16 protein-coding genes and 1 pseudogene are annotated in these 25,400 nt (G+C 75.5%); 6 read left to right on the forward strand and 11 right to left on the reverse strand.

Annotated elements, in window-relative coordinates:
- Positions 1-259: 259 nt before the first annotated feature.
- Positions 260-4,402, forward strand: a complete 4,143-nt coding sequence (locus ACZ4W9_RS18560; protein WP_467936925.1) for a CHAT domain-containing protein — start codon at positions 260-262, stop codon at positions 4,400-4,402.
- A gap of 96 nt (positions 4,403-4,498) precedes the next feature.
- Positions 4,499-6,487: a caspase family protein gene (locus ACZ4W9_RS18565; RefSeq protein WP_467936927.1), complete on the forward strand. Its 1,989-nt coding sequence runs from the start codon at positions 4,499-4,501 to the stop codon at positions 6,485-6,487.
- A 37-nt stretch (positions 6,488-6,524) separates the two neighbouring features.
- On the opposite strand, the gene ACZ4W9_RS18570 is transcribed toward ACZ4W9_RS18565, so the two are convergent.
- The 3 genes from ACZ4W9_RS18570 to ACZ4W9_RS18580 all read right to left on the reverse strand — a co-directional run bounded on the left by ACZ4W9_RS18570 (position 6,525) and on the right by ACZ4W9_RS18580 (position 9,956).
- Entirely contained in the window at positions 6,525-7,175 is a 651-nt protein-coding gene (locus ACZ4W9_RS18570; protein ID WP_467936929.1) for an RES family NAD+ phosphorylase, read from the reverse strand.
- Between the two features lie 2 nt (positions 7,176-7,177).
- A complete protein-coding gene (locus ACZ4W9_RS18575; protein ID WP_467936931.1) occupies positions 7,178-7,846 on the reverse strand; it encodes a hypothetical protein in 669 nt (222 codons plus the stop codon).
- A 115-nt stretch (positions 7,847-7,961) separates the two neighbouring features.
- The gene (locus ACZ4W9_RS18580) at positions 7,962-9,956 is read right to left on the reverse strand and encodes an eCIS core domain-containing protein (RefSeq protein WP_467936933.1); all 1,995 of its coding nucleotides are present in this window, start codon (positions 9,954-9,956) and stop codon (positions 7,962-7,964) included.
- A gap of 510 nt (positions 9,957-10,466) precedes the next feature.
- Between ACZ4W9_RS18580 and ACZ4W9_RS18585 the strand changes: the two genes are divergently transcribed.
- Entirely contained in the window at positions 10,467-11,801 is a 1,335-nt protein-coding gene (locus tag ACZ4W9_RS18585) for a hypothetical protein (RefSeq protein ID WP_467936935.1), read from the forward strand.
- 64 nt (positions 11,802-11,865) lie between these two features.
- Here the strand turns inward: ACZ4W9_RS18585 and ACZ4W9_RS18590 are convergent.
- From ACZ4W9_RS18590 to ACZ4W9_RS18600, 3 genes and pseudogenes are all read right to left on the reverse strand, one after another.
- Positions 11,866-13,211: pseudogene (locus tag ACZ4W9_RS18590) on the reverse strand (phytase).
- A gap of 197 nt (positions 13,212-13,408) precedes the next feature.
- Positions 13,409-13,555 (reverse strand): hypothetical protein, encoded by a 147-nt coding sequence (locus tag ACZ4W9_RS18595; protein ID WP_318199498.1) that lies wholly within the window; start codon positions 13,553-13,555, stop codon positions 13,409-13,411.
- A gap of 134 nt (positions 13,556-13,689) precedes the next feature.
- Positions 13,690-15,204 carry a glycoside hydrolase family 3 protein gene (locus tag ACZ4W9_RS18600; RefSeq protein WP_467936937.1) on the reverse strand — a complete coding sequence of 505 codons (1,515 nt, stop codon included), beginning with the start codon at positions 15,202-15,204 and terminating at the stop codon, positions 13,690-13,692.
- Between the two features lie 247 nt (positions 15,205-15,451).
- On the opposite strand from ACZ4W9_RS18600, the gene ACZ4W9_RS18605 reads away from it, so the two are divergent.
- From ACZ4W9_RS18605 to ACZ4W9_RS18615, 3 genes are read left to right on the forward strand one after another with little or no spacing between them, the layout of a single operon-like run.
- Positions 15,452-16,840 (forward strand): MFS transporter, encoded by a 1,389-nt coding sequence (locus tag ACZ4W9_RS18605; protein ID WP_467936939.1) that lies wholly within the window; start codon positions 15,452-15,454, stop codon positions 16,838-16,840.
- Positions 16,827-17,822, forward strand: coding sequence for a zinc-dependent alcohol dehydrogenase (locus tag ACZ4W9_RS18610; RefSeq protein ID WP_467936941.1), 996 nt, complete (start codon positions 16,827-16,829; stop codon positions 17,820-17,822). Before ACZ4W9_RS18605 ends, ACZ4W9_RS18610 begins: the two co-directional genes overlap by 14 nt.
- A 22-nt stretch (positions 17,823-17,844) precedes the next feature.
- Entirely contained in the window at positions 17,845-18,801 is a 957-nt protein-coding gene (locus ACZ4W9_RS18615) for a Gfo/Idh/MocA family protein (protein WP_467936943.1), read from the forward strand.
- Here the strand turns inward: ACZ4W9_RS18615 and ACZ4W9_RS18620 are convergent.
- From ACZ4W9_RS18620 to ACZ4W9_RS18640, 5 genes are read right to left on the reverse strand one after another with little or no spacing between them, the layout of a single operon-like run.
- Positions 18,782-19,990, reverse strand: coding sequence for a glycosyltransferase family 2 protein (locus tag ACZ4W9_RS18620; protein ID WP_467936945.1), 1,209 nt, complete (start codon positions 19,988-19,990; stop codon positions 18,782-18,784). The two genes, ACZ4W9_RS18615 and ACZ4W9_RS18620, sit on opposite strands and share 20 nt — an antisense overlap.
- 34 nt (positions 19,991-20,024) lie before the next feature.
- Positions 20,025-20,909 carry a phytanoyl-CoA dioxygenase family protein gene (locus ACZ4W9_RS18625; RefSeq protein WP_467936947.1) on the reverse strand — a complete coding sequence of 295 codons (885 nt, stop codon included), beginning with the start codon at positions 20,907-20,909 and terminating at the stop codon, positions 20,025-20,027.
- 45 nt (positions 20,910-20,954) lie between these two features.
- Positions 20,955-22,088 carry a class I adenylate-forming enzyme family protein gene (locus tag ACZ4W9_RS18630; RefSeq protein ID WP_467936949.1) on the reverse strand — a complete coding sequence of 378 codons (1,134 nt, stop codon included), beginning with the start codon at positions 22,086-22,088 and terminating at the stop codon, positions 20,955-20,957.
- Positions 22,085-23,284, reverse strand: coding sequence for a hypothetical protein (locus tag ACZ4W9_RS18635; protein WP_467936951.1), 1,200 nt, complete (start codon positions 23,282-23,284; stop codon positions 22,085-22,087). Before ACZ4W9_RS18635 ends, ACZ4W9_RS18630 begins: the two co-directional genes overlap by 4 nt.
- The gene (locus ACZ4W9_RS18640) at positions 23,281-25,368 is read right to left on the reverse strand and encodes a DegT/DnrJ/EryC1/StrS family aminotransferase (RefSeq protein ID WP_467936953.1); all 2,088 of its coding nucleotides are present in this window, start codon (positions 25,366-25,368) and stop codon (positions 23,281-23,283) included. The genes ACZ4W9_RS18635 and ACZ4W9_RS18640 overlap by 4 nt, the downstream gene beginning before the upstream one ends.
- Positions 25,369-25,400: the final 32 nt, after the last annotated feature.

Below are 25,400 nucleotides of genomic sequence, written 5' to 3' on the forward strand. Positions count from 1 at the left end.
GCGTCCCGGCGAAGCCGCGGCGGTGCCGGACCAGACGTCAAGAGAGCCGACGGGTACGGCAGAAGGCGGACAGCGGCCCGCGAACCGGCACGCGACGCGGGAAATCGGGAGAGGCGGCGCCTGTCGGGCGGACCGGCCGAGCGGACGGGTGCGGTACCGGAATCCACCCGGAGGACGCCCCGCCGACAACCTGCGGAACGCGGGAAGTTGGGATTCACTGGTCTGCGGGGGCGAAGCCGCTCCGGGACGGAGTGCGGGGATGCGGGACGGCAGTGCCGAGCGGGAGCGGGCGGACGGGGACCTCGGTGGCGTGTCGGACGAGGAACTGAGGGAATGGGTCGACCAGGCGCGCGCGGAGCTGGCCGGACAGCCTCCGGGCGGCGACCCCGATGCCCCGGCGACGCGGGTGACGATGGCCCTGTGGCTCGCGGAGCTGGAGACACGCCAGGGCGACCCCCGCGACCTCGACGCCGCGATCGCCGCCGTCGAGCAGGCGCTCGGCGACGACCCCGGCCACCTCGACGCACCCCAGTGGCGCGGCATCCTCGGTCAACTGCTCTGGTACCGCTACGAGGCGGCCTTCGACCCGGAGGCGGCCCCGCAGCGGCAGGCCGGACTCCTGGTGGAGCCCGTCCGGCAACTGGAGGCCGCCGCGGCCGTCCTCGCCCCGGGAGAGGAGATGACCCGCCAGGTCCGGGCCCGGCTGGGCGTCGCCTACGAACTGCGCTATTTCTTGGTGAACGACCCGGCCGACCTGGACGCGGCGATCGCGGAACTCGGCGAGGCGCTCGACGGTGTGCCCGACCCCATGGGCCAGCCGGCCTTCTTCCGCTTCCACTACGGCCAGCAGTACGCCTCCCGCTACGACCTGACCGGCGCCGACGCCGACCTGGACCGGGCGCTCGCCGAGATCCGGCGGGCCGTCGAGGACGGGGAGGAGTCCACCGAGTGCGAGGACGGCTGGTTCCCGATCGCCCGCGTCCAGCTCGCCCGGATCCTGCTCCTGCGGCTGCCGGACGCTCGTGAACACCGAGACCGGGCCGACGCCGCGCAGGCCCTGGCGCAACTGGACCGGCTGCCGCTCGACAGTCCCGCGCTGGCGGAACTCCCGGTGCCGCTGCTGAGGAAGTACGGCGTGCTGCTGTGCGAACGGGCCGGGGAGCAGACGCGGTCCGAGGACGCGTCACGGGCGCTCGCCGTGCTGCGGCAGGTGGCCGAGCGGTGGCCCGTGGACGCCCCCGACCGCTGGATCGCCCTGATGAGCCTGGCCGGCGGATGGCAACTGGTCGGGCTCACCACGCTCGACGCGGAGGCGCTGCGCGCCACGGAGGACGCGTACACCGACGCCCTCGCCGTGTGTCCGCCCCGGCTGCGGCACTTCGTGGAAGCCACCCGCGGCTACGTCAGAGAGATGCGGGTGCGCGCCGGACACCTGCCGGACGTGCCCGGCGATCCCGTCGTCCACGCGGGGCGGCAGGCGGCGAGTGCCCTGCAACGGGCCATCGCCGAGCCGGGCACGAGCGGGCAGGAGGCCGGCGAAGACGGGACCGAGGAGCCCCCGTCGCTGGGGCTGACGGGTGTCATGTCCGGGGGCGAGGACCTGCAGAGGGTGATCGAGCGTTGCGAGCACGCCGCCGCGGCCCCCGCGCTGCGCCGCCTGCCCTTGATGCTGATGGCCTTCTTCGCGCCCTTCCTCGGCGAGTTGGGCATCCGGCCCGCCGCCGAGGAGGTGCGGGAGCGGATCCGCGCGGCCATGGACGTCCTGCCCGTGGACGACCCCGTGCGGGCGAGCCTGCACATGGTGGCCGGCCAGGCGGCGATGAACGAGGCCGGTCAATCCCACGACCTGGACCGGGTCGAGGTCGCGCTGGAACACTTCGACACGGCCCTCGCCATGACGGACGCCGCGGCGGAGGATGCCGTGTTGCGCGGCAGCCGGGAGGTCTGGCGCGTCAACGCGCTCTCTTTCCGGGCGCTTGTGCGGGGCACGCAGGACGCCCTCGCCGAGGCCGCCGCCGCATTGGCCGTCCTGCGCGCCGACCCGTCGGTGACGGCTTACACGCGCGTGTGCGCGGCGGTGCAGCTCGCCCTGGTCAGGGCCCGCCAGGCGCTCGCCGTGAACGATGCCGCCGGGCTGGCCGCGGCGGCGGCCGACCTCGCCGACGCCCGTGACAGGCTCCCCGCGGACGACGCCATGCGGCCCAGGGCGACCGCCATGCTCGACGCGCTGACCACCGCCCGGCGCTTCATCGCCCCCGGAGCCGAGCCGCCGCCCGAGGACCCCGAGGCCATGGACGTCGACCGGCTCCGGTACGAAGCGGTGCCGCTGCCGGCGGCGGACCGCGCCGAGGCCCGGGGCCTGACCGGTCTCGCCCTCGGCCTGCGCGTCCTGGAAGGCCGGGAGGACGGCCGGCTCGACGACGCCATCACTCTGCTGGAGGAAGCCCTCGCGCCGCCCCATCCCACCGCCGGCGGCGGGAACCGGTTCCGGTTCGCCCAGGCCCTGGCCCTGTTCCGGCTGCGCAGGTACCGTGTGGGCCGCGACGGGACCGACCTGGACGAAGCCGTCCGCTGGTCCGAGCAGGCCATGCGGCTCCTGGCCCATCCGGGCCACTTCGGATGGGCGATGGCAGGCATGCAACTCGCCGACGCCCTCCGCACGGCCGGCCTGGCCGGACGCGGTGACCCGGCCGCCTACTTCGCCCGCAGCCGCGCGGCCGGGCTGCGGGCCCTGCGCGGCCACGCCTGGCAGGTCCTGCTGCAGTCCCGTGCGCAGTACACGACCGAGACCCTCTCCCTCTGCGCCCAAGACGCCCTGACGGTGGCGCGCTGGTGCATCGCCGACGGCTGCCCGGAACAAGCGGTGCGGGCCCTGGACTCCGGCCGCGGACTCGTCCTGCACGCGGCCTCGGCGGCCGGCACGGTCCCGGAACGGCTGACGGCCGCGGGCCGCCCCGACCTCGCCGCCGAGTGGCGCGGGGCGGCCGGTGCGGACGACCGCGCCCCGGCCGAGGACATCTCCGGCGACCTGCGGTACCGGGCGCTCCGGGTCCTGGTCGGCACCGACGACCTCCTGTCCGACGCCGACGACCTCCTGTCCGGCACCGGCGGTCCCCTGCCCGGCACGTCGGCCCACGGTGCCGGTATGCCGGGACCGCGGACCCGCCCCGGCGACCTCCTCACCCCGCCCTCCCTCCGCGACATCGCCGCGGCACTGCGCCGTACCGGTGCGGACGCGATGGTGTACCTGGTGCCCGGCGAGGGGACGGCACCCGGCCCGGGCGGCTCGGCCGTCACCGTCCACGCCGACGGCCGCACCAGCCTGGTGCGCCTCGGAGGACTGACGGCGGACGCCCCCGCGCTCACCTCCTACCTCGGCCCGGGCCCGATCCCCGGCGACCGGGACATGGGGCCCGCCGACGGCGTGCCGCCACCGTCCGCCCACGGCCGGGACATCGGGCGCCGCACGCTGGAGGACCTGTGCGACTGGGCGTCGCGGGCCGTGCTGGAGCCGCTCCTCGCGCACCTGCGCGCCCAGGGCGCCACTTGGCCCCCCAAGGTCGTGCTGGTCCCGATGGGGCACCTCGCCGCCGTGCCCTGGCACGCGGCCCGCAGACGTGCGCCGGGCGGCCGGTACCGGTACGCCGTCCAGGACGCCGTCGTCTCGTACGCCGCCTCGGCCCGGCTGTTCTGCGAGGTCGTCGCCCGTGAGCCGGTTCCCCGTGACGCACCGGGCCTGGTCGTCGGCAACCCGACCGGGGACCTGCCCCACGCGGGCCGCGAGGCCGCCGCCCTGCACGCCGCGTTCTACGGCACCGCGCCGTACCTGGGCCGGCACGAGTCGGGCACGCCGAGCGGCACCGGCACTCCGGCGGAGGTGCTCGGCTGGCTGCGCCTGCGCGGCCTGTCCCCGGGCGGGGTACTGCACCTGGCCTGTCACGCCGACGTACCCATGGACGCGGCGGCCGGCACCGCGCGGCTGCACCTCGCGGGCGGTACCCTCGCCGCCGAACAGCTCACCGAACGTGCCCAGCACCGGGACCGGCCCGGCCGGCTGGGGCTGGTGTCGCTGGCCGCCTGCACCACGCATGTCTCGGGGCGCGGCTACGACGAGGCGTTCACGCTGTCCACGGCGTTCCTCGTGGAGGGGGCCAGATCGGTGCTGGGCTCGCTGTGGCCGGTGCCGGACGCGGCCACGTCGTACCTGATGTTCATGGTGCACCACTACCTGAACGCGGAGGGCGTGCGCCCGGCCGTGGCGCTGCGGCTCGCCCAGTTGTGGATGCTCGACCCCGACCGGCGGCCTCCCTCGTCCATGCCGCCCGAACTGGCCCGCCGGGTCGGCTCCGTGGACCCCGACGACCTGCGGGGGTGGGCGGGCTTCACCCACCTCGGCCAGTGAGGAAGAGGCGATCGGAAAGGGCGGCACCCACAACTCACCGCGCACACGACCCGGTCGCGGCCGAGCGCGCGGGTCGCTGACTGGGAGGCTTCTGTCATGGCAACCGTGTACGCGCTGTTCGTGGGGATCGACGACTATCCCGCTCCCCAGCGGGGGCTGAGGGGCGCCGTCAACGACGTGGAAGCGGCGGCCGGTCTGCTCGGCACCCTGGCGCGGGGACCGTTCGAGCCCCGCTTCCTGCGGAACGCCGAGGCCACCACCGACGGCGTGGTCGGCGCCCTCCGCGACCACCTCGGGGCCGCCGGCCCCGGTGACACGGCGCTCTTCTGGTTCTCCGGGCACGGCACCGACTACGAGGCCGTCCTGCCCCTGCACCGGCGCACCGAGGCCACCGGCCGCTACCAGGCGCTGGTCTGCGCCGACAGCCCGCGCGAGGGCGGCCGGCCGCTCGTCGACAAAGAGCTGGGCGGGCTGCTGGACACGGTCGCCGCGCGGGGCGCGCACGTGGCGGCCGTCCTCGACTGCTGCTTCTCCGGCGGCGCCACCCGTGCGCCCGCCCCGGCGGGACTGACCGCGCGCTACGCCCCGCCCGCCGCCTGGTGGGACGCGCCCCCCGCCGCACGAGGGCTGACCGGGGGCACCGGCACACCCCCGGGCAGTCATGTGCTCCTCGCCGCCGGCCGGCTCGACCAGCTCTCCTACGAAAGGGACTTCGACGGCGTCCCCTACGGAGTGTTCACCCACGCCGTGCTGGCGGCGCTGCGGGCGGCCGGACCGGGCGCGACCTACCGCGATGTGCTGGCCGCCGCCCACTGCGCGGTCCAGACCGAGCGCGCCGACCAGCACCCGGTCCTGTTCCCGCCCACCCCCGGAGGCCCCGCCGACCAGCCCTTCCTCGGCGGAACGGTGACCCGTGCCCGCGATCCGCACCTGCTGCGGCACGGGCCGCACGGCTGGGAGGTCGACTGCGGCCGGGCGCACGGGCTGTCCGGGGACGACCCCGACGGCACCGAGTTCACCGTCACCGCACCCGGAGCCGCACCACGCGTCGTACGCGTCCGGACCGTCCACGCCGACCGTGCCGAGGTGGAACCCGTCGGCCCGGAGCCCGACCGCCGGCGGGCCCATCCGGTGGCGCTGTCGGCGCTCGCCGTGCCGCCCACCCGCGTCCGCGTCGAGACACCGGACGGTTCCGGCGCGGCCCGCGAGGCGGCCGCACTGCTCCGGGACGTCATCGGATCGGCGGGCCCCGGAGGCGGGCCGGCACCGCTGCTCCGGCTGACCGACGACCCGGCCTCGGCCCCGGGCCACCTGCTGCGCGTCGTCGTGTCCGCGAGGCGGGACACCGGCCCGGAGGCCGGCGTCCTGCGGCGCGACGGCTCGGCGGCCGTACCGCCGCTGCCGCTCGGCGGGCAGGAGGACGCCCGCCGCGTCGCCGACTGCCTGCACCATCTCACGCGCTGGCACCAGCTGTTCACCCTGGACAACCCGTCGTCACCACTGAAGGACCTGGTCCGCGTCGAGATCCTCCCCTGGACCTACGACGGGCCCTGGAGCTCCGACCGGCCGGGACCCGTCCTCCCGGACGGCGGCGGGGAGGTCGTCTGCCGCTACGGGCACTCGCCGGCCGGCCGCCCGCAGGAACCCTGGCTGTCCATCCGCCTCCACAACCGTTCGGCGACGCGAACCCTGTGGTGCGTCCTGATGAATCTCACCGACAGCCATGCCGCCCACACGGACCTGTATCCGGGCCACTTCATCGGGCCCGGCCGTACCGGCTTCGCGCTGAACGACCGGCCGGTGGCGCTGTCGGTGCCCGCGCGCCGGGCCCGCCCCGGAGCAGAGGTCCGGGACTGGCTCAAACTCATCGTCGCCGAAGGCGAGTTGAACACCGCTCCCTTCCATCTGCCGCCCTGGGACCCCGACAGCTCCGGCGATCGCGGTGCCCACCGGCCCGACACCGTCCTGCGGCTCACGCCGCCCGGTCAGGGCCTGCGCGACCTCGGAGAGGCCCGCCCGCAGGCGCCGGGCCAGTGGACGACGCGTACGATCCCGCTGCGCACGATCATCCCGGACGACGACTGACCGGTACGGCGCCGGAGTTCGTCCGTCGGCCGCGGGTTCAGGGCGCGAGGCGTGCGTGGTACGGCGCGAGGACGGAGTTCAGCCAGTCCTCGCCGCCGGGAGTGCCGAAGTCGACGGCCGGCTCGGACTCGGTCACCGTGTCCGTCGCGCACCGGTCGCCGAACAGGATCACGACCCGGTCGGCGGGCTCGCGCTTGGACGGCCAGACGAAGCCCTGCGCCCACGGCTCGGTCCGGTCGCGGATCCAGTGCCCCCAGTTCCGCGTCCACGGATACTCCGCGGCCTCGGCCTGCACCAGCCAGGAGTCCTGCCCCACCGCCGCGAGGTCGGCGCCCGACATCAGCGACACCACCGTGACGTCGGCGGCCAGCCTCAGGAACGCGCAGCGTTTGCGGGCGATGCCGGTGCGCGGCAGCAGCCGGGGCCCGCCGTCCGCGGTGAACGGCACCGATCGCAGCAGCGACTCGCAGACCGCCGCCGCGGGCGCGAGCCCCGCGTACAGATAGGTGTAGGGACGGTCCTCCGTCGCGTCGAAGCGCCCGCCGCCGTAGAGCCGGTCGGCCGGGACGGGGTTGAACGCGGTGCCGGCGAGGGCCGAAGCGTGCACCCGGAACAGCGGGGTGCCCTCGGGGAGCGTCACCTTCGTGGGCGTGCCGGGCAGCGCGGTGGGCGGGGGTACGTTCGGCACCGTCACTCCCCGTCCAGCAACGACCGCGCCGCGGCCACCAGTTCCCCGTCCCGGGCCGCTCCCAGCAGCGCGGCCGGCTCGGTGCGCAGCCAGGCGTTGGCCGACAGCCACCAGTCGGCCGCTCCCCACGGATCCCGGCCCGCGTCCAGCAGCGCGTTCACCTCCAGCACCACCCGCCACGGCAGTGCGTCCTCGCGGAACTGGAAACGCGGCAGCACCGCCCGCCCCCCGGTCCCGGGCAGCCGGATCAGGTCCGGCGCCGTCGGATCACCGCCCCGGCGGCGGACGTCCGCGTCGTCCAGCACCGGATGCGCGAGCAGGCGCTCACGGACCGCACCGAGCACGGGACCCACCATGGGGCTGCCGTCGACCAGGAGCACGGCGAGGTCGGCGGCGCGGAATCCGTGGACGGCGACGTCCCGCGCGCTGGGGGAGTACCGGGCGCCGTCACCGGCACCCAGCCTGCCGGCCTCCTCCGGCGGCAGGCAGCCGAGGACCAGTCGTGCGGCGGCCTCGGCGTGGCCGCGGCGCTCGCCTTCACCGCCCGCCGCGCGCAGCCCCTCCAGGGCCGACGCCAACCGCGCCCCGGGCTCTGCTTCAAGACGCGTCAGATACGGCCCCAGCCGCTCCCACGCGGCCGCCACCGCGGCCAGTACCCGGAACGGATTCACCGGCTCCTCCCCCTTCCCCGGCGCCACGGGCCCCCGGGCGCGCACCGCGCCCGGGAGCCCGTGCCGCACACAGCCCGACCGTGCGGACACAGCGCGGTGGTCGCCCGCGCGGGCGCTACCGCTTCCTCTTCTTGTACGTGAGGGACCTGCCCTCGTTCAGGCGCTCGACGAGGCCGAAGGCGGCGAGGGTGAGGGGAGTGAGGTCCGCGGTGCGCAGACCGTCCTTCATCCGGCGCAGCTCGGCCACCAGGGCGCCCTCCTCCCTGCCCGGCCTGCCCACCCGGTCGTCCACCGTGCCCAGCGCGCCGAGTGAGCCGTGGATGTGCTCCCAGTCCTCCGCGTTCCCGTCGACCTGGGTCTTCTCCTCCTCGGTCAGGTGCCTGTAATTCCGCAGCAGGTCCTTGCCGGCCGGCATGCCCTTCAGCCACTGGTGGCGGGTCAGCGGGATCCGCCGCTCGACGCGGTGACCGGCGTCCCCGTGCTCGACGCTCCTCGGGTACACCAGGGCCTGTTCGTCGGCCGGGTCGTAACCGGCCGCCTCGAGGACGAACGAGGCGAACTCCGCCGGGTGCGCCTGGTAGTAGAGCTGCATCGGACGGGGCAGCAGCGTGAAGTTGTGGGCGAAGGAGGTGCGGGACATCAGGCCGCCCGCGATCGACTTCGAGTTCGCCCGGTCGCCCAGCCCCGCGCCGTACCTCAAATAGCTGCCGATCACAGTGGCCAGACCGACCAGCCCTCTCGTGGGCAGGCCTCCGGTGACCTCCTCGGGGAGGTCCCTGGCCCGCGCCTCGGCCGCCCGGCGGACGCCGTCGGCCTCGCCGAGGCTGTCCTGGTGCAGATCACGCCTGGCCTCCTTGCGCCGCTCGAAGGCGCCGGGCAGGGTGAACAGGGGACGCTTGTCCGGCACTTGGAGGTACTCGACCAGCCGGGGCAGCTGGTCCAGCTTGAACCCGGCGGTCATCTGCGGCGTGTAGACGAGCACGCCGTTCAACGGGAACACCATGATCCCGGGGGACGCCTTGAAGCCGCCGAGATCGACCTCCTGGAGCGGGAAGGACTCCCGGTCCTTCCGGGCGTCCAGGGCGCTCGACACCTGGGTGATCTCGTTCATGACCTGGAGCAGTTCGTCCTTCGTGGTGAGCGGATCGGTCACCCATTCCAGGGCCGAGCCGCCCGTCGGGCTGACGTCCGAGGTGAGCCGGTAGCCGGTGCCGCTGCCGACGGTGCCCATCTTGGGGACGTCACGGCCGGGGACGGGGGCCTCCCGGATCCGGCCGTTCTGGAGCAGCGGCAGGGTGGCGAAAGCCATGTGTGCCGCGTACGCGCCGGGGGCTTCCCGCCGCGCCCGCTCGAGCCGTGCTCTGCCCTCATCGGTGGCCTGGTACCGCCCGGGCTCGCCCGTGAGCCACCTCCTCCTCAAGTCCTCGCTGGTCATGCCCCGTTCGGTCTCGTCCAGGAGATCGCTGTTCTGATTCCGATCCGCCATGCGCGCCAGCACCTGCACTCCGATGACGGCGTCCCGCTCGGAGACCTCGTCCTGGTGTCTCCGCTCGTCCTCCGGGGTCAGGTCGTTGTGATCGCGCACACGCCACTGGGACTCGAACTCGAAGCCGACGCGGCGCTGGATCGCGGTGCGGTGCACGGCGCCGTCCCGCTGTTCCCCGGCGTCGGCGTCGGCGGCGTGGTGGTGGACGCTCTCGCCGCGGGCGACCCTGGCTCCCACGTCGGTCGCCTCGCGCTCCCATCTGTCGCCGGGATCGCTGAGACCGGCGGGGGCGTCGTGCTGGGTGGTGTGGTGGATCTCGTGGGCCATCGTCTCGACGTCGCGCAGGACGCTCGCGCTCTGGACGACGATGTGGTCGCCGACGGTGTACGCCTTGGCGCCGATGCTCGCGGCGGCCTGCCCGTCGACCGCGACCCTGATGTGGTCGAGCCTGGTGCCGAAGGCGTTCTCCATGGCCGTGCGCACACCGTCCGGCAGTCGGCCACCGCCGCGCCGGGCCGTCCTCGCGGCCTCCCGCACGGCCTCCTCCCGGCTCGCCTCGCCGCCCTCGAACGCCTGCACGGCGTCACGGTCGGCACCGTCCCGGCTCCGCTCGCGCTCGATCATCCGTGCGACGGCCGCGTTCCCGATCGCTCGTTGCAGGGCCGTCGGCGAGCCCGCCTGGGACGGCCTGCCACGCCCGGTCGCGACCCTGCCGGCCGGACGCGTGCCAGGGCCCTGGACGGGCCCGCGGGGCCGGGCCGGTTCGCGGTCGGGGCCGGTGGTCCGTCGGGATTCGCTGGTGTGCCGCATGGAAGATCCGTTCGAACGAGATCTCGTGCATCGCCTCAGCACGCGACTCTGCCGCAGGAACCGCCGTGAGGGAAGGGCACGGCGGCCGGACGAAGGGCCCGTCCGGTCTGCCCGAACGGTCACCCGTGAACGGCCGGACTCGCCGGGAGCCCGCGCGCTCCTCCGGGGCGGACCGGGCTGGCCGGATCGTCTGTTGACCCGGGCGGGCGGGCCGGGGTTGGCTCGCCGTGGTCCGCGGAACGAGCGCGGAGCAGGGGGTCGCTCGGTCGCGTGCCGTCCGGGTTCCGGCGGTGGCGACCGGTCCGGGTGGACAGGGGAGGGGACATGCGGTGGTGGAGACCGGCCGTCTTGCCGGTGGCGGTGCTGGCCTGCGTGGCGGGGGTGGTTCCGGCGGAGGCGGGCGTGCCGTCGGCGAGCGGAGGGGCGGGGCGGCCGGGGCCGACGGTGGTGAGCACGGCGGCGGACGGCGCCCCGGCCAACGGGGACTCGGACGGCGCCGTGGTCAGCGGGGACGGCCGCTTCGTGGCGTTCCTCTCCGATGCCGACAACCTGGTCCCGGGCGACACCAACGGCCTTGCCGACGTCTTCGTGAAGGACCTGCGCACGGGCGCCGTGGACCGGGTCAACGTGGCCGATGACGGCAGCCAGGCCGACGCCACCGCGTCACGGGTCTCCTTGAGCGCGGACGGCCGCTACGTCGCGTTCGACTCCGCGGCCGGCGACCTCGCCCCGTCGGACATGCCCGGCGCCTGGGACGTCTTCGTGCACGACCGCGTCACCGGGCGCACCGAGGCCGTCGTGCCCCGCCCGGGCGGGACTCCCGGGAACAGCTACGACCCGGTGATCAGCGCGAACGGCAGGTACGTGGCGTTCGCCTCCTACCGCGACGACCTGGTGCCGCAGGACACCAACGACGGGATCGACGTGTTCGTGTACGACCGGGCGAGGGACACCACGAGGCTGGTCAGCGTCTTCAGCGACCACCTCGCGGGGACCAGCACCTCCCTGGCGCCCACGATCAGCGCGGACGGTACCAGGATCGGGTTCCGGCGGATCTGGTACCCGCCGCGCGGGGCGCACGCGCAACAGCCGCGGGCACCGAGGCCCTGGTGGTTCTACGTCCACGACACCCGCACCGGCGAGACCGTCCCCGCCGCCGTCGACCGCGCCGGCGCCCCCCTGAACCTGCCGCCGTCACCCACGGCGGCCCTCGGCCCGGACGGGCGCTACGCGGTGTTCACGTCCCCGTCGGCCGACGTGGTGGACGGCGACACCAACGACGCGGCCGACGTGTTCGTCCGCGACCTGGCCGCCGGCACCACCCGGCGCGTGAGCACCGCCGCCGACGGCACGCAGGCGGACGGCGGTTCGGTCCGGGGCAGCGTCGGCGCGGGCGGGCGGAGGGTGTTCTTCGCCTCCGCCGCCGACAACCTGGTGCCCGGCGACACCAACGGCGCCTACGACGTGTTCGTGAAGGACCCGCGCACGGGCGGGGTGAGCCGACTGGACGTCGCCGCGGACGGCACCGAGAGTTTGACCGGAACGGCAGAGGTCACCGCGGACGCCACCGGCCGCACCGCCGTCTTCCCCCACGACGACGGCCTGGTGCCGGGCGACACCAACGGCCACCGGGACGTTCTCGCCGTGCGCCCGCGCTGACGGCACGCCGCCGGGCGGGGTGGTCCACCCGGCGGCCGGTGCGGGGGTCGGCGTGGTGCGGGTGTCACAGGCCGGCGGCGTCCACCACGTCGCCCAGGTCGACGAACTTGAACCCGGTGGCCGTGCGGGTGCCGCCCTCGCCGTCCGGGGTCCCGGGAGTCCCGTGGCCGTCCTGGACGACCAGCAGGCCGTTCGGGTAGCGGCTGCCCAGCGGGGCGTTCAGGACGGCGGCGCCGTCGCACTCCTCGGATCCGTCGAGCGTCGCGGAGGCCGGGCCGACGCGGAAGCCGCCCTCGTACTCGTTGTCCTCGCTCACCTCGCGGTCGTACGCGGCGAAGGTGTTGTCGCCCTGGCTGGAGGCGAAGAGGTAGCCGTCCCCGTCGGACTCCTGGAAGAGGGTCAGGCCCTCGACGTCCGCGGTCAGCCGCTCGCCGCCGAAACCGGGGTCGGCACCGGCCGTGCACTCCTCGGTGGTCTCGTCGTAGACACCGGGGACGCCGTACTCGCGGACCTTCTCGACCAAGACCGGCCTGTCGGTCAGGTCGGCGCGCAGCCGCCAGATGCCGACGTCCTCGTGGCCGGGGTAGAGGGTGCCGGTGGCGGGGTCCACCATCATGCCCTCGACCTGGGGGAGTTCACCGGGCTCGGCGCAGGGGGACCAGGCGGTGCCGTCGGGCAGGCGGAACGAGGCCGGGAGGTCGAGGGTGCGGACCTTGCGGTAGCCGACGGTGCCGCGTGCGGCCGGGGTCAGTTCCAGGAGCGCGAGCCGGATCCGCTCGCGCCGGCTGACCAGGGCGTAGGAGCGTCCGGTCGCCTTGTCCTTCCAGGTGGCGAGGCCGTACGCGGTGCGCTGGTCGTTGATCTCGGCCTGGCCGGCGGAGAAGACGGGCACGGCGGCCGGGTCGGTGACGTCGGTCAGCGGGGCGCCGGCTTGGACGGGTCGATGCGGTAGATCCGCAGCCGGTCGTTGCCCCGGTCGCTGACCACGGCCACGTCCGGCCGGCCGGCCGGGGTGCTCAGGCCGGTGACGAGGTCGACGTTGTCGAAGCGGCCCGGGGCGTCGTCCTCGGCCGGCGGACGCGGCGCGGGCAGCGACTGCACCGGGCGGGCGTCGAGGCCGTACACGCGCAGGCCGCCCTCCTTCGCGGTCGCGATGACGAGGCTGCGGTCGGGATCGGCCGCGTTGCGCCAGATCGCGGGGTCGTCCGCGTCCGAGTTGCCGCCCGCCTCGTCGTCGTAGAGGGCGGGGGTCTCGCTCGTCGGGGTGACCGTCGGCAGGTCCTCGTCGTCGGCCCCGGCGGGGGCGGCGGTCAGGAGGGCGAGCAGGGCGGCGCCCAAGGCGAGGGTGGTGGCCTTACGCGGTATGCGGTGTGTTCTCACAAGCGCTTCCCAGTTGGGTGTCGCGGACATGCCGATCCTGGGGGGAGAACTTTGCCCGCAGGAGACCGTGAGCCGGACACCTGGTCACAGAAGGGACCACCGCACGCCAACTGCCGTTCACCAGCGCTTCGAAGGGCCGGGTTGCGGCGAGGGCCGGGGTCCCCCCGGCCGTCCACCGGCCGGGAGACCCCGCGAAAGACCGTCCCGGGAACGCGGGCGCCCCGGAATTACCGGCGCCCGCGCAGCTTCCGCACCAGTTCCTGCGCCTGGGCGCGGCGGCGCGGATCGGCGGCGGTCCTGCGCACCTGCTCGATCGTCCGCCGGCCCTGCGGACTCCTGGCGAACTGCTTGATGCGTTCAACGACTCCGGCCATGACCTTCCTTCCGTCGTGGTGCCCTGTCCCTCCGCGGCACTCCTGGGTCCCGGCTACCCGGTGACCGGCGGTCCACCCCCTCCCGGGGTCCGCCGGGCCCGTGTCCTTCGGGACCGCGCCGCGAGCGGACCGGGTCAGCCGGCCCCGGTGAGCAGTTCGGCCGCCGCGACGCCCGAGACCCGGGTCGCCCCGTGGGTGATCACGTGGACCGCGCCGAGCTGTTCGCCACCCGGGACCCCCATCTCCACGACCAGGGCGTCGGGCCGGTGGCGGACCAGGGTGGCCAGGGCCCGCGCCATCCACGCGCAGCGGGCGGCGTCGCGGACCACGACGACGAGGGACCGGCCGGCGGCGGGGGCCAGCGCCTCCCGCTCCAGGAGGCCGGGGTCGCCGGTGAGGTCGTACTCGCCGATCCGCACCGAGGTGGTGCCGGGGCGCAGGGCCCGCAGCGGCTCGGCCACGCCCCACGGGGTGCTGCCGTCGATGGCGAGGTTGGTGACCGGGGACAGCTCCACCACGTGCGGGTCGCCCACCAGCGGGAACCGGACGTCTGCGGCCGGGTTCCGGTGGACGGTGACCGCGCGCCGGGCGGCGACGAGACCGATGCCGTCGGCCGCCTCGTGAGCCGTGGCCGCGCGGACCAGCCCGGCGGACCAGGCGGCGAACTCCTCGACCCGGCCGGCCGCCTCGGCGAGCCGGTCCTCGGGCAGGGTGCCGTCGAGCACGGCCGCGACGAGCGCGTCCGCGAGCCGTTCCGTCGTGACGGCCTCCGCGCTCTCGCCGCCGACGCACACCGCGTCGCACCCCGCCGTCACCGCTCGGACGGCCGCGCCCTCGATGCCGTAGCGGTCGGAGACCGCGGCCATCTCGATGCCGTCCGTGACCACCAGGCCGGTGAAGCCCAGTTCCTTGCGGAGCAGGTCGCCGATGACGCGGTCACTGAGGGTGGCGGGCCACTCCTCGTCGAAGGCGGGGGCGAGCATGTGGGCGGTCATGACGGTGCGGACCCCCGCCTCCATCGCCGCGACGAAGGGCGGCAACGCGATCCGGGCGATGCTGGAGGCGTCTGCCGTCACCCGCGGGAGACCGTGGTGGGAGTCGACGTTGGTGTCGCCGTGCCCGGGGAAGTGCTTGGCGCAGGCGGCGACGCCGGCCGACTGCAGGCCGCGGACCCAGGCCGCGGTATGCCGGGCCACGACATCGGTGCGGGAGCCGAAGGAGCGCACGCCGATCACCGGGTTCGTCGGGTTGGAGTTGACGTCCGCGCTGGGCGCGTAGTTCAGGGAGACGCCGGCCTCGCGCAGCGCGCGGCCGATGTCACGGGCGACCCGCTCGGTGAGGTCGACGTCGTCCACGGCGCCGAGGGCCAGGTTGCCGGGCCAGGAGGAGCCGTTGCGGGCCTCCAGGCGGGTGACGTCCCCGGCCTCCTCGTCGATGGCCACGATGAGCTCGGGGTTCTCGGCACGCAGCGACTCGGTGAGCGCGCGGACCTGCTCGGGGTCCACGATGTTGCGGCCGAACAGCACGACGGAGCGCAGCCCCTCGCCGATCCTGCGCAGCAGCCAGTCCGGTGCGGTGGTTCCGACGAACCCCGGCTGGAGCACGGAGTTGGCCAGGCGCATGAGGTCCGGGTGGCTGGTGGCGGCCATGTGAGTCCTTCGGGTGAGCTCGATGTGTTCGGCGGTGACACAAGGGCCCCCGGCGACGGCGGCGCCATGATGAGGGGGATATTGGCCTGTACCAATCCGCGGTGTCAAGGAGATCACTTGCCTTTTCCGGTGGGCCAACTTCCTTGGTGATCACTGGGGTTGACGGGCCACGGGAGCTGTGCGAGCCTCCCCCGGTGCTTGACCTCAGGTGACGGGAGACGACCATGTATGCCCCCTTCGAGACGTCATGACGTCGTCGGCCGCGGGCGGTCTGTTCTCACCCGCCTACCGGGCGTGCACCCTCGCGGTGGCCGCCCTGTTCGTCCTCGTCGCGTTCGCCGGGCTCGCCCTGAGCACCGTGATGCCGCTCGCCGTCCAGGACCTCGACGGGCTCGGGCTGTACGGCCTGGCCTTCGGCGGGTTCCTCACCACCGGCATGGTGGGCACGGTGCTGGGCGGCGGCTCGGCCGACCGGCGGGGACCCGCGCCCGTGCTGTCCGCCGGGCTGCTGTGCTTCTCCGGCGGCGCGCTGCTCTCCGGCACCGCCGCCTCCATCGCCCCGTTCGTGCTGGGCCGCTGCGTCCAGGGACTCGGCGGGGGAGCGGTCACCGTCGCGCTGTACGTGGTCGTCGGCCGGGTCTATCCGGCGGCCCTCAGACCCCGGATGTTCTCCCTGGTCACCGCCTGCTGGATCGTTCCTTCGATGGTGGGGCCGCCGGTCGCCGGGGCGGTCGCGCAGCACCTGTCGTGGCCGTGGGTGTTCCACGGCATCGCGGTCCTCGGCGTGGCGGCCCTGGCCCTGCCCGCCGGGCTGCTGCGACGGCTGCCCGCGACGGGCGGCGAGGACCGGGAGGAGCCGGACGGGCTGCGGCTGCTGCCCGCGACGGCGGTGGCCCTCGGCGCCGGACTGCTCCAGTACGCGGGCGCGGAGACCGGCGTGCGCCGGGCGGCGGCGGCCGCCGCCGGACTCGTCCTGCTGGCCGTCTGGGTACGTCCGGCACTGCCCGCCGGCAGCCTGCGCGCGGCGCGCGGCATACCGTCGCTGGTGCTGCTGCGCGGCGTCACGGCGGGCGCCTACTTCACCATCGAGACCTACATCCCGCTGATGCTGGTGAACGAACGCCAGTGGTCGCCCGGCACCGCCGGGATGTCGCTCACCGGCGCGGCCCTCACCTGGTTCGCCGGCTCCTGGCTGCAGGGGCACCCCCGGCTGCCGCTGCCCCGCGAGCGGGTGGTCCTCGCCGGCGTGCTGATCCACGGGGCGGGCACGGCCCTGACCCTCTGCGGCACCCTGCGGGCGATGCCCGCCGCGACCGTGGGCGCCGGGCTCGTGATCGCCGGGTTCGGCATGGGCCTGCTGCTGCCCGGCATCGGCGTCCTCACCCTCGAACACTCGCCCGCCGGCCGGCAGGGCCGCAACTCGGCCTCGCTGCAACTGTCCGACAACCTCTGCAGCGTGCTCCTGGTCGGCCTGTGCGGCGCGCTGTTCAACGCGGCGCACGTGCGGGTCGGGCAGGACTCCGCCGCCTTCGCCGCCGTGTTCGCCGTCGCGCTGACGGCCACCGCCGCGGCCGTTCCGGTCGCCCGCAGAATCGCAGTGCCCCCGACGGAGGAGAAGAAGCATGCGACGGTATGAGCTGGCCGGCCGGCGCGACATCCGCCTGGCCACCGACGTGCCGGTGCCGCGGCCCGGGCCGCTGGAGGTCCTGGTCCGGGTGCGGGCGTGCACCGTCTGCAACCGCAGCGACCTCGCCTACTACCACTACCACGGGCTGCGCGACCACTGCTCCCAGGGCTGCTTCGGCCACGAGATCGCCGGCACCGTGGAGGCCGTCGGACCGGGCGTGACCCGGGTGGCGCCCGGCCGGCGCGTGTTCGTCCGTACACCGCTGACCTCCGGGTACGCCGACTACGCGCTCGCCCGGGAGATCTCCGTGGGCGCGCTGCCGGACGCGGTGCCCTTCGAACAGGGGGCCCTGCTGCAACTGCTGCCGCTGGCCGTCCACGCCACCCGCGGGGTGCGGCTCGGCGACCGGGTGGTGGTGGTCGGGCAGGGCCCGGTCGGCCTGATGGCCCTGCGGATGGCGGCCCTGCGCGGGGCCGCGGAGATCACCGCCGTCGACCTGGACGACTGGCGGCTGGAGCGCTCCTCGCGCCTCGGCGCCGACGTGGTGCGCCGCGTCGACGGCGGCCGCGACCAACTGCTCGCCGTGGGTGCCGCGTTCGACGTGGCCGTCGACGCCGTGGGCACCCCGACCACGCTCAACGCCTGCGTGGACCTGGTGCGGCAGAACGGGCTCGTGGTGATGCTCGGCACCCACCACATCGACACCCGGGTCACCGTGGACCTGGTGGCCTGGGAGCGCAAGGGCATCCGGGTGCACAGCTCCGCCGAACCCCTGGACACCGCCCGGGCCGAGGCGCTGGCGACCGCCGAACGCCTCGCCCTGAGCCGGGAGTTGCACCTGCCCGAGCTGCTCACCCACACCTACCCCCTGGAGGAGCTGCCCAAGGCGATGGAGCGGCTGTCGGCCAGCCGCGTGCTGTACCCCGACGCGGAGCAGGCCCCCTACGACGGCCCGCCGCCCCGCACGCTGAAGGTGGCGATCGTCCCGTGAGGGCGCGCCCGTGAGGTGGGGCGTGGCCGGCCACGGCGACATCGTCACCCGCCGGGTGCTGCCCGCCCTGCGTGCGCTCGGCGAGGAGCCGGTCTTCCTGTGGGGCCGGGACCCGGGGCGTACGGCGTCGGCGGCGGCCCGCTGGGGCGTGCCCCGGTCCGGCACCTCCCCGCGGGGCCTGCTGGAGGGGACGGACGCGGTGTACGTCGCCACCCCCGTCGCCCGCCACGTCCCGCTGGCCTCGGCCGCCCTCGGCGCCGGGCTGCCCGTGCTGGTGGAGAAGCCACTGGCCGGGGCCCTGCGCCCGGGCGGCGCCGGGCTCGCCGCCGCACGGGCCTGTGCGGGCGTCGCCTACTACCGCAGACTCGCCCCCGTCCTCGGCGAGGTCCGCCGGGAGCTGGCCGGGTGGACCCCGGAGCGGATCGAGGTCCGGTTCCGGTACGCGTTCGACCCGGGCCCGCTCGACCCCATGCGCTGGCGCACCGATCCGGCCGTGTCCGGCGGCGGGGTGCTCGCCGACGCGGGCAGCCACCGCCTGGACCTGCTGCTGACGCTGTTCGGGCCGCCCGCCGGGGTACGGGCCCGGCTGGGCCGGCGGTTCCCGGCGGGCGCCGAACGCACCGCCGCCGTCGACCTGGACTGGCCCGGCGGGCCGCGTGCGCACTGCCTGCTGGAGTGGGGCGGGGGGCCGCCGGCGGACCGGCTGGCCCTCCACGGCGGCGGTCGCTCCCTGGTACTGGACCCGCTGGACTCGGGCGCACTGCGCGTCACCGGCCCGGCGGGTGAGCACCGTGTGGTGGACGCGCCGCCGCACCCCAACCCCCATCTGCCGCTGGTCGCCGACTTCCGGGCGGCCGTGCGGGACGGCCGGCCGCCGGTGTGCCCGCTGGCCGAGGCCGTCCTCGTCGACGACGTGATCGTGGCCGCGGAGCGTTCCCACGCCCTGGGCGGGGCGCGGGTCAGGCCGGGGCCGGGGTGAACTTCCCCGGGTCGCCGTAGCCGTGCCCCGGGGACCAGCTCAGCGGCTCGATGTGCGCGTTGAAGGGCCTGCCGTCGTCCCGGGTCATCTCCGGCCGCGGATGGTCGAGGTGCAGCAGCGCGTCGTCGTAGCGGCGCAGTGGCGCGGCGGCGGCCAGCCGGGCGACCACGTCGTCGTCCTCGCCGCCCCACCCCTCGTACCGCTCGTCGAACCCGCCCACCGCGTGGAAGACGTCGGACCGCACCCACACACAGCCGCCCGGGGGCTCGCGCAGCAGCAGGCCGCGCAGGACGGAACCGGGCACATCGGCGGCGCCCTCCTCGGTGCGCAGGCCGATGGCGCGCGCGGTGGACGGGGCGTCCAGCGACAGCGACCAGCGGAACGGCAGGTGGGCGCCGTGCCCGTCGTCGGTCAGCCGCGCGGTGTTGCGGGCGACGAAGTGCCGGTCGACGAGGATGTCGGCATCCAGGACGCACACCTGGACGGCCGCGCCGTCCGGGAGGCCGCGGGTGGCCTCCACGACCCCCACGTTGACCGCCCACGCCTTGTTGAACAGGCCGTCCTTGGGGGCGAGGACATACCGGTCGGCCACGCCGTCGAGCAGGTCCCGGGTGCGGGGCCCGCTGTCGCACTCCACCACCGTCACGTGGTGCGCCGGGGCGCCCTCCTGGTCGGCGAGGGCGCGCAGGCAGGCCAGCAGGTTCCGGGTGCGCGGCCCGCCCGAGCGGTCCCGGAAGGGGATCACCACCTGGACCGGGGCGGCACCGGGGGACCTCCGGGGGGCCCGCGGCACAGCGGGTGTCCCGGCGCGCGGCGCGGGATCCGCCGCCGTGTAGTCGGCCCCGAGGTGGTAGTCGATCCAGATCCGCCGGTCGGCCTCGGCGACCATGGCCGCGAGTTCCGCCCGCCGCCCGGCGCGCCCGGCGAGCAGGACGGCGAGGCGCCCGCGCAGCGTGTGCTGCGCCGCCGTGTCCGTGGGGCCGCCGACGATGTCCCGGTAGGCGCCCCCGGCGGCCGGGTCCGTGGCCACGAGATCGGCGAGCGCGGCGTCCACCGTGCGGTAGTGGTCCTCGCTCAGGGCCCAGTAGTCGGCGGCGATCCGCGGCACCGCCGGGTCGTGGGCCAGGACGGCGTAGGCGGTCAGACGTTCGGCGAGAGCGGGGACGGTCGGCTCGGGTGCGGTGGACACAGGAGAGGGCTCCGATCGGCTGGGTGCGGAAGGGTCAGGCGCCGTCGTCCGCGGACCACGGGGCGAGCCAGCGCGGGTCGGGCGTGTCCTCCGCGCGGATGAATCTCACGTCGGCGGACAGGCGCAGGGTGTCGGTGGTGTTGTCCAGCGAAGCGTGCACGATCCGCGGGAGGTGCACCATCAGGTCTCCGGCGGAGAAGTCGGTCCACAGCCAGCGGCGCCCCAGGTGACGGGCGGTCAGCTCCAGGTCGTGGCTGATCGGCCGCCGGTCGCCGGGCCGGTCGGTGACCTCGCGCAGCGGCGCGTACTCCTCGGGCCGGAGCCGGTGCGACCCTTCCAGGTAGATCAGCGGGCCGGTGGCCAGCGGGCAGTCGCCCACCGGTATCCACAGGGTGACCACCCGGGGGGACGCCGAGACGGCGTTCATGTAGTCGAGGTCCACATGCGCCCGCGACGCCCGTCGCGAGCCCCGGTGGAAGTGGCGCAGGATCCGCCGGGGCAGCATCTGCGCACGGCCGTCGAGCAGGGCCCCGGCCAGCGTGGACAGCAGCGGGTCGGCCAGGAACCGCTCGAAGGCGGCCGACCGGACGAAGGCGTGGGCCGGGTGCCGGGGCACCCCGTGCTCCGGGAGCCCCGCGGGCACGCTGCCGGAGAAGACGCCGTCCTCGGGGCGGGTGCCCTCGGCGAGGTAGCCGTCCGGGAAGAGGGAGAAGTACGCGCCGCGCAGGCGCAGCACCTCCGCGCGCTCCAGGACGCCCGGCAGGTACACGTAGCCGTCGGCGTGCAGGCGTTCGCGCAGGGCCCGGGGGTCGCCGAGGAGTCCGGCACTGCTGCGCAGCGGGCCGAACAGGTCCGGGGAGAACGCGATCGGCACGCCGTTGGAGGACAGGGCCGGTCGCGGCATGGTGGGGTGCGGCATGGGTTTCCTCCGGTGCGGGAGTGGGGGCGGCTCGCGGCGAGCGGGTCAGTACACGCCCTCCACGGCTTCCTCCTCGTCGCCGGCCGTCTCGACCGGCCGTACGGCGGCCACTCCCTCCCAGGGGAACCAGGGATGGGGGCCCGTCCGGACCGCGCTGTCGCGTTCGAGGAGGTTCGGGATGAACAGGTCCTCCAGCAGCGTGGTGGCCCGCACCCGGCCCCGTTCGCCCACCGCGACCCGACGCCACGGGTCGTCCGGGTCGACGACGGTCAGCACCGCGAACGGCGGCGGCAGATGGTACGAGTGGGTGGCGCCCTCCGGCAGGGCGGGGCCGCCCGGCACCGCGTCGGCCTGCAGGGCGTGGCCGACCAGGGTGTTGCCGTAGGTGTCGATCCACTGCACGCCCGTCAGGTGCGTCTCGCGCAGGTGCTGCGCCTCGGCGGGGGTGCAGGAGGTGCCCCCGGTGCAGACCGCGCGGACCCCGTACGTGTGCAGGGGCTCCGGCAGCCGCAGGGCGAGTTCGACGAGCAGACGCGGGGTGGTGAACAGCAGCGCGGGCCGCTCGCGGGCCAGCAGCGGCACCGTCTGGGCGATCAGGTGGTCGGTGTACGCGCGGGGGTCGCCGCCGGTGCGCAGTGTCGCCTTGACCCAGCGCGGGTCGAGGTCGATGGCGTGCACGGCCCCGTTCCAGGTGTCCGCGAGGGCCTCCACGAAGTGCCCGTAGGCGTGCGGTCCCATCGGGGTCATCGCCAGGATGTCGCCGCCCGCCAGCCCGCGCGCCCGCAGCATGACGGAGTAGATCCGCACGTCGAGGCCGAGGCGGGTGACGTTGACGATCCGGCAGGGGGCGCCGGTCGTTCCGCCGGTCTCGAAGATCCGGAAGGGGCGCCCCCGGTAGCCGCGCGGACGAAGGTCGCGGGCGGGCGCGGCGCGCAGCTCCTCCTTGTCGAAGAGGCCGAAGAGTTCCAGGGCCGCGAAGCCGTCGACGTCCTTCAGCGGGTCGAAGCCGAGGGAGTCCCGGCGGGAGACCCAGAAGGGCGAGCCGGTCTCCGGCGAGAAGTGCCACCGCATCATGCGCCGCGTCCAGGTGTCCAGGTCGACGGCGAGTTCCGGGACGCGCTCGCGCATGGCGGCCCAGACCGTCGCGGGGGCCGGCGGAGCGCTTCGTACGCTGGTCATCGACTTCTCCTCACGCCGTCGCCCGCGCCCGGGGGGCGGTACACGAACAGGGACCGGCCGGCGATCGCCTCGGCGGCCGCGCCGGTGGCGCTCACCACGGCTGCGAACGGGAACGGGACCTCGTGGCCGATCAGCGGGTGCCGTCGGGGGTCCGGGTCCGGTTCCCCGATCAGCACCAGGTGCGGGGTGACGTACCGGTCGCCGCCGGGCGCCGCGAGGACCGGGGGCCGGCGGGTGAGCAACCGGTCCGCCGGACCCATCAGGTCCGTCACGGAGCGGGCCGCGCGCTCGGCCGCGCCCGGTTCCCGGAAGGCCGTCAGCGGCCAGTCGCCGCCGCCGGACTCACCGGTGGCCGCGTCCAGGGCGTCGGCCAGGGCGGTGGCCAGCGGCTCGGCCGGCCCGGGACGGACCACGGTGCGCACGTTGCTGCAGAACCGCCCGGAGTCGGCCGCGACCAGAGGCAGCAGCCAGTCGACCGCCTCGGCGGTCCCCATGTCCCGCGGCACCAGCGCACAGCCCCGGCCGGGCCCGCGCAGGCTCAGCCCGGCCGCGGAGCGCACCGACGCGGCCAGCGAGGAACCGCCGAAGACCACCTGGCGGTCGGTGAGCCGCACCAGGCCGTCGAGTTCCCGCCGGCCGGTCGGGCAGAACACGATCCGCTCCGGCGGCCAGCCCGCCTCCAGCAGGGCCGCGGTCAGCCGCGCCGCGGAGAGGGGCTCGCGCCTGCTGGGCCGGATCCACACCGCGGCGGAACGTTCCGCCTGTTCGAGGACCGCGTCCAGGCAGGTGAAGGTGTTGCCCGGCAACGCCACCAGCGCCACCGCCGCGTCGGCCTGCGGCACCGGCCGCTCCGCCGACGCGGCCCTGAGCATCCCGCACCAGCGGTCGACCAGGGACCGGGGGAGCCCGGCCGTCTCCCACAGCGCCGCGCGGAAGTCCTCAGCGCTCTGCCGCCCCAGCCCGCCCACCGCGAGGGTCCCGTGCTCGAACAGGTCCAGGGCGCGCAGCAGCAGCCCGCGCCGCCCGTCCGGTACGGGGGGCAGGCCGGGCGCCGTACGGTCCCACCAGCGGCGGTCGTCCGCGGCCACGATCTCCGGCACCAGGGCGAGCCGGGTGCCGGCCGGCCCCGGCAGCACCGCCGTGTCGAGGGAGGACTGCCACGCCCCGCGGCGGAACGCGTGGACGACGGGCGTCATGACAGCTCGCCACGGAGCGCCGAGACCACCCGCTCCTGCTCCTCCTCGGTGAGCGAGGGGAACAGGGGCAGGGCGATGTGGTGCCGGGCGAACCGCCGGGCCCGCGGGAAGTCGCCGTCCGTGCCCGCGGCGGCGCCGAAGTACGGCTGGTCGCACAGGAGGTGGTCGTACACCTCGCCCGCGAGGTGCACGCCGTGCCGGTCCCGCAGCCGCTTCTTCAGGACCTCCCGGTCGACGGTCTCGTCCAGGTGGGCCAGGTACTTGTAGTAGTTGCTCCCGGACTCCCCGGGGACCGGGTGCGGCCGCAGTCCGGGGATTCCGTCGAGCAGTGCGTCGTACCGCGCGGCGAGGGCCCGCCGGGCGGCGAGGGTGGCGGCGAAGCGTTCGAGGTCCACCGTGCCGACGGCGGCGTGCAGTTCGCTGAGCCGCCAGTTGCCGCCCGGCCGGTCGTGCAGGGTGGAGCCCGCCGCGCTCTTGCCGTGGTCGCGCCACCGCCGTACGGCTTCCAGGTCCTCCGGCGCCGCGCCGGTGACCAGTCCGCCCTCGCCGCTGAGGGCGACCTTCGTCGGGAAGAAGGAGAACGCGCCGAACCGGCCGAGGCTGCCCGCCGGACGCCCGCGCAGCGTGCTGCCGAAGGCGTGCGCGGCGTCCTCCAGCACCGCAGCGCCGTGTTCCGCGCACAGGGCGAGCACCTCGTCGAGCGACGGCGGCACGATGCCCCCGATGTGGACGGGCACCACGGCCCGGGCGCCGGGCTCGCTGTCCAGGGCGGCGCGCAGCGCGGCCGGGTCCATGCCCAGCCCCTCGGGCTCGATGTCGACGAACCGGACCCGGGCGCCCGCGCGGACGGCCGCGGCGGCGGTCGCGAAGAACGTGTTGACGGGCATCAGCACGGTCCCGCCCGCCACGTCCAGGATCCGCAGGGCGATCTCCAGGGCGGCGGAACCGGACGAGACGGCGACGCCCGCCGTGCCGGTCCAGTCCCCGGCCAGCTCCTCGAACCGGGCGACCAGCGGCCCCTGGGTGAGAACGCCGGAGGCCAGGGCCGTGTCCACACGGTCCAGGACGGCACGGCGCTCGGTGACGTCGAAGCGGATGCGCTGGGCCGGCACGGGGGCCGGGTCCGCCGGGGGCGCGGCCAGCGCGTGGGTGAGGAACTCCACCGCGTGCGCCACGTGGGTGCCGTGGCCCATGGGGAGTTCGAGCACCCGGGGCTCCGGCGCGCCCGCCGCCCGGTAGCCCCGGCGGACCGTCTCGGCGGCGGCACGCGCGTCGGCCGGCTCCAGGAACGGGTCGTCGGTGCCGTACTGGAGCTGGAGCGGCGCGGGGGCCAGCGCGGCGTAGAGGTCGGGCAGATCGGCGTATTCGAGGATGCCCGGCACCGCCGCGCCCTCGAACCCCGTGAAGAGCCGCCCGAACAGGGCCGGATAGGTGCCCAGGTGACTGGCGGCGCACACCGGGAGCGGACGGTCGGCGAGCAGCGCGGTGTGCAGCGCCACGGCCGCGCCCAGACTGTGCCCGAGCAGCCCGACGCGCTCGCCGTCGACCAGCGGATGGGCGCGCAGCACCGCCAGGGCGCCGAGCGCGTCCCCGACGAGGGCGCCGAGCAGACAGCGGCCGGTGAGGGCGAACGCGTGGGCCAGGACGGCACCCTCGTCCCGCCCGCCGAGCCGCTCGGGCGCGATGCCGCCGAGGACGCCGTGGTCGAACGCCAGGGTGGTGAAACCCGCGCGGGCCAGCCGCTCGGCGGTGTTGCGGTCCGGGTGGTCGGGTGCCACCTCGCCGGTCAGCTGTTCCAGCCGGGCGTTCTTGCCGCCGAGGACGAGCACGCCGGGCCCCGGCCGGGCGTGCTCGGGGGAGAGCAGCACCGCGCGGAACTCCCCGCGTGCCGGCGAGCCGAGCGTCAGCTCCTCGTACCGCAGGCCGTCCCGGACGGTGGTGGCGGAGGCGGTGACCGTGACGTCGCGGGACCCGGGATCGACGCGCGCCAGCCGCCGTACGAGGGAGCGCAGCGGGCGGCCGCCGGGGGTGTCACGCGGGGTCGGCTCGGGCGTCAGGACCCGTTGCAAGTGGCGGATCTGCATGGTGTGTGCCGGACCGGTTCCGTGAGAGGGGT

It is taken from the genome of Streptomyces sp. NPDC029296, from assembly GCF_055569255.1.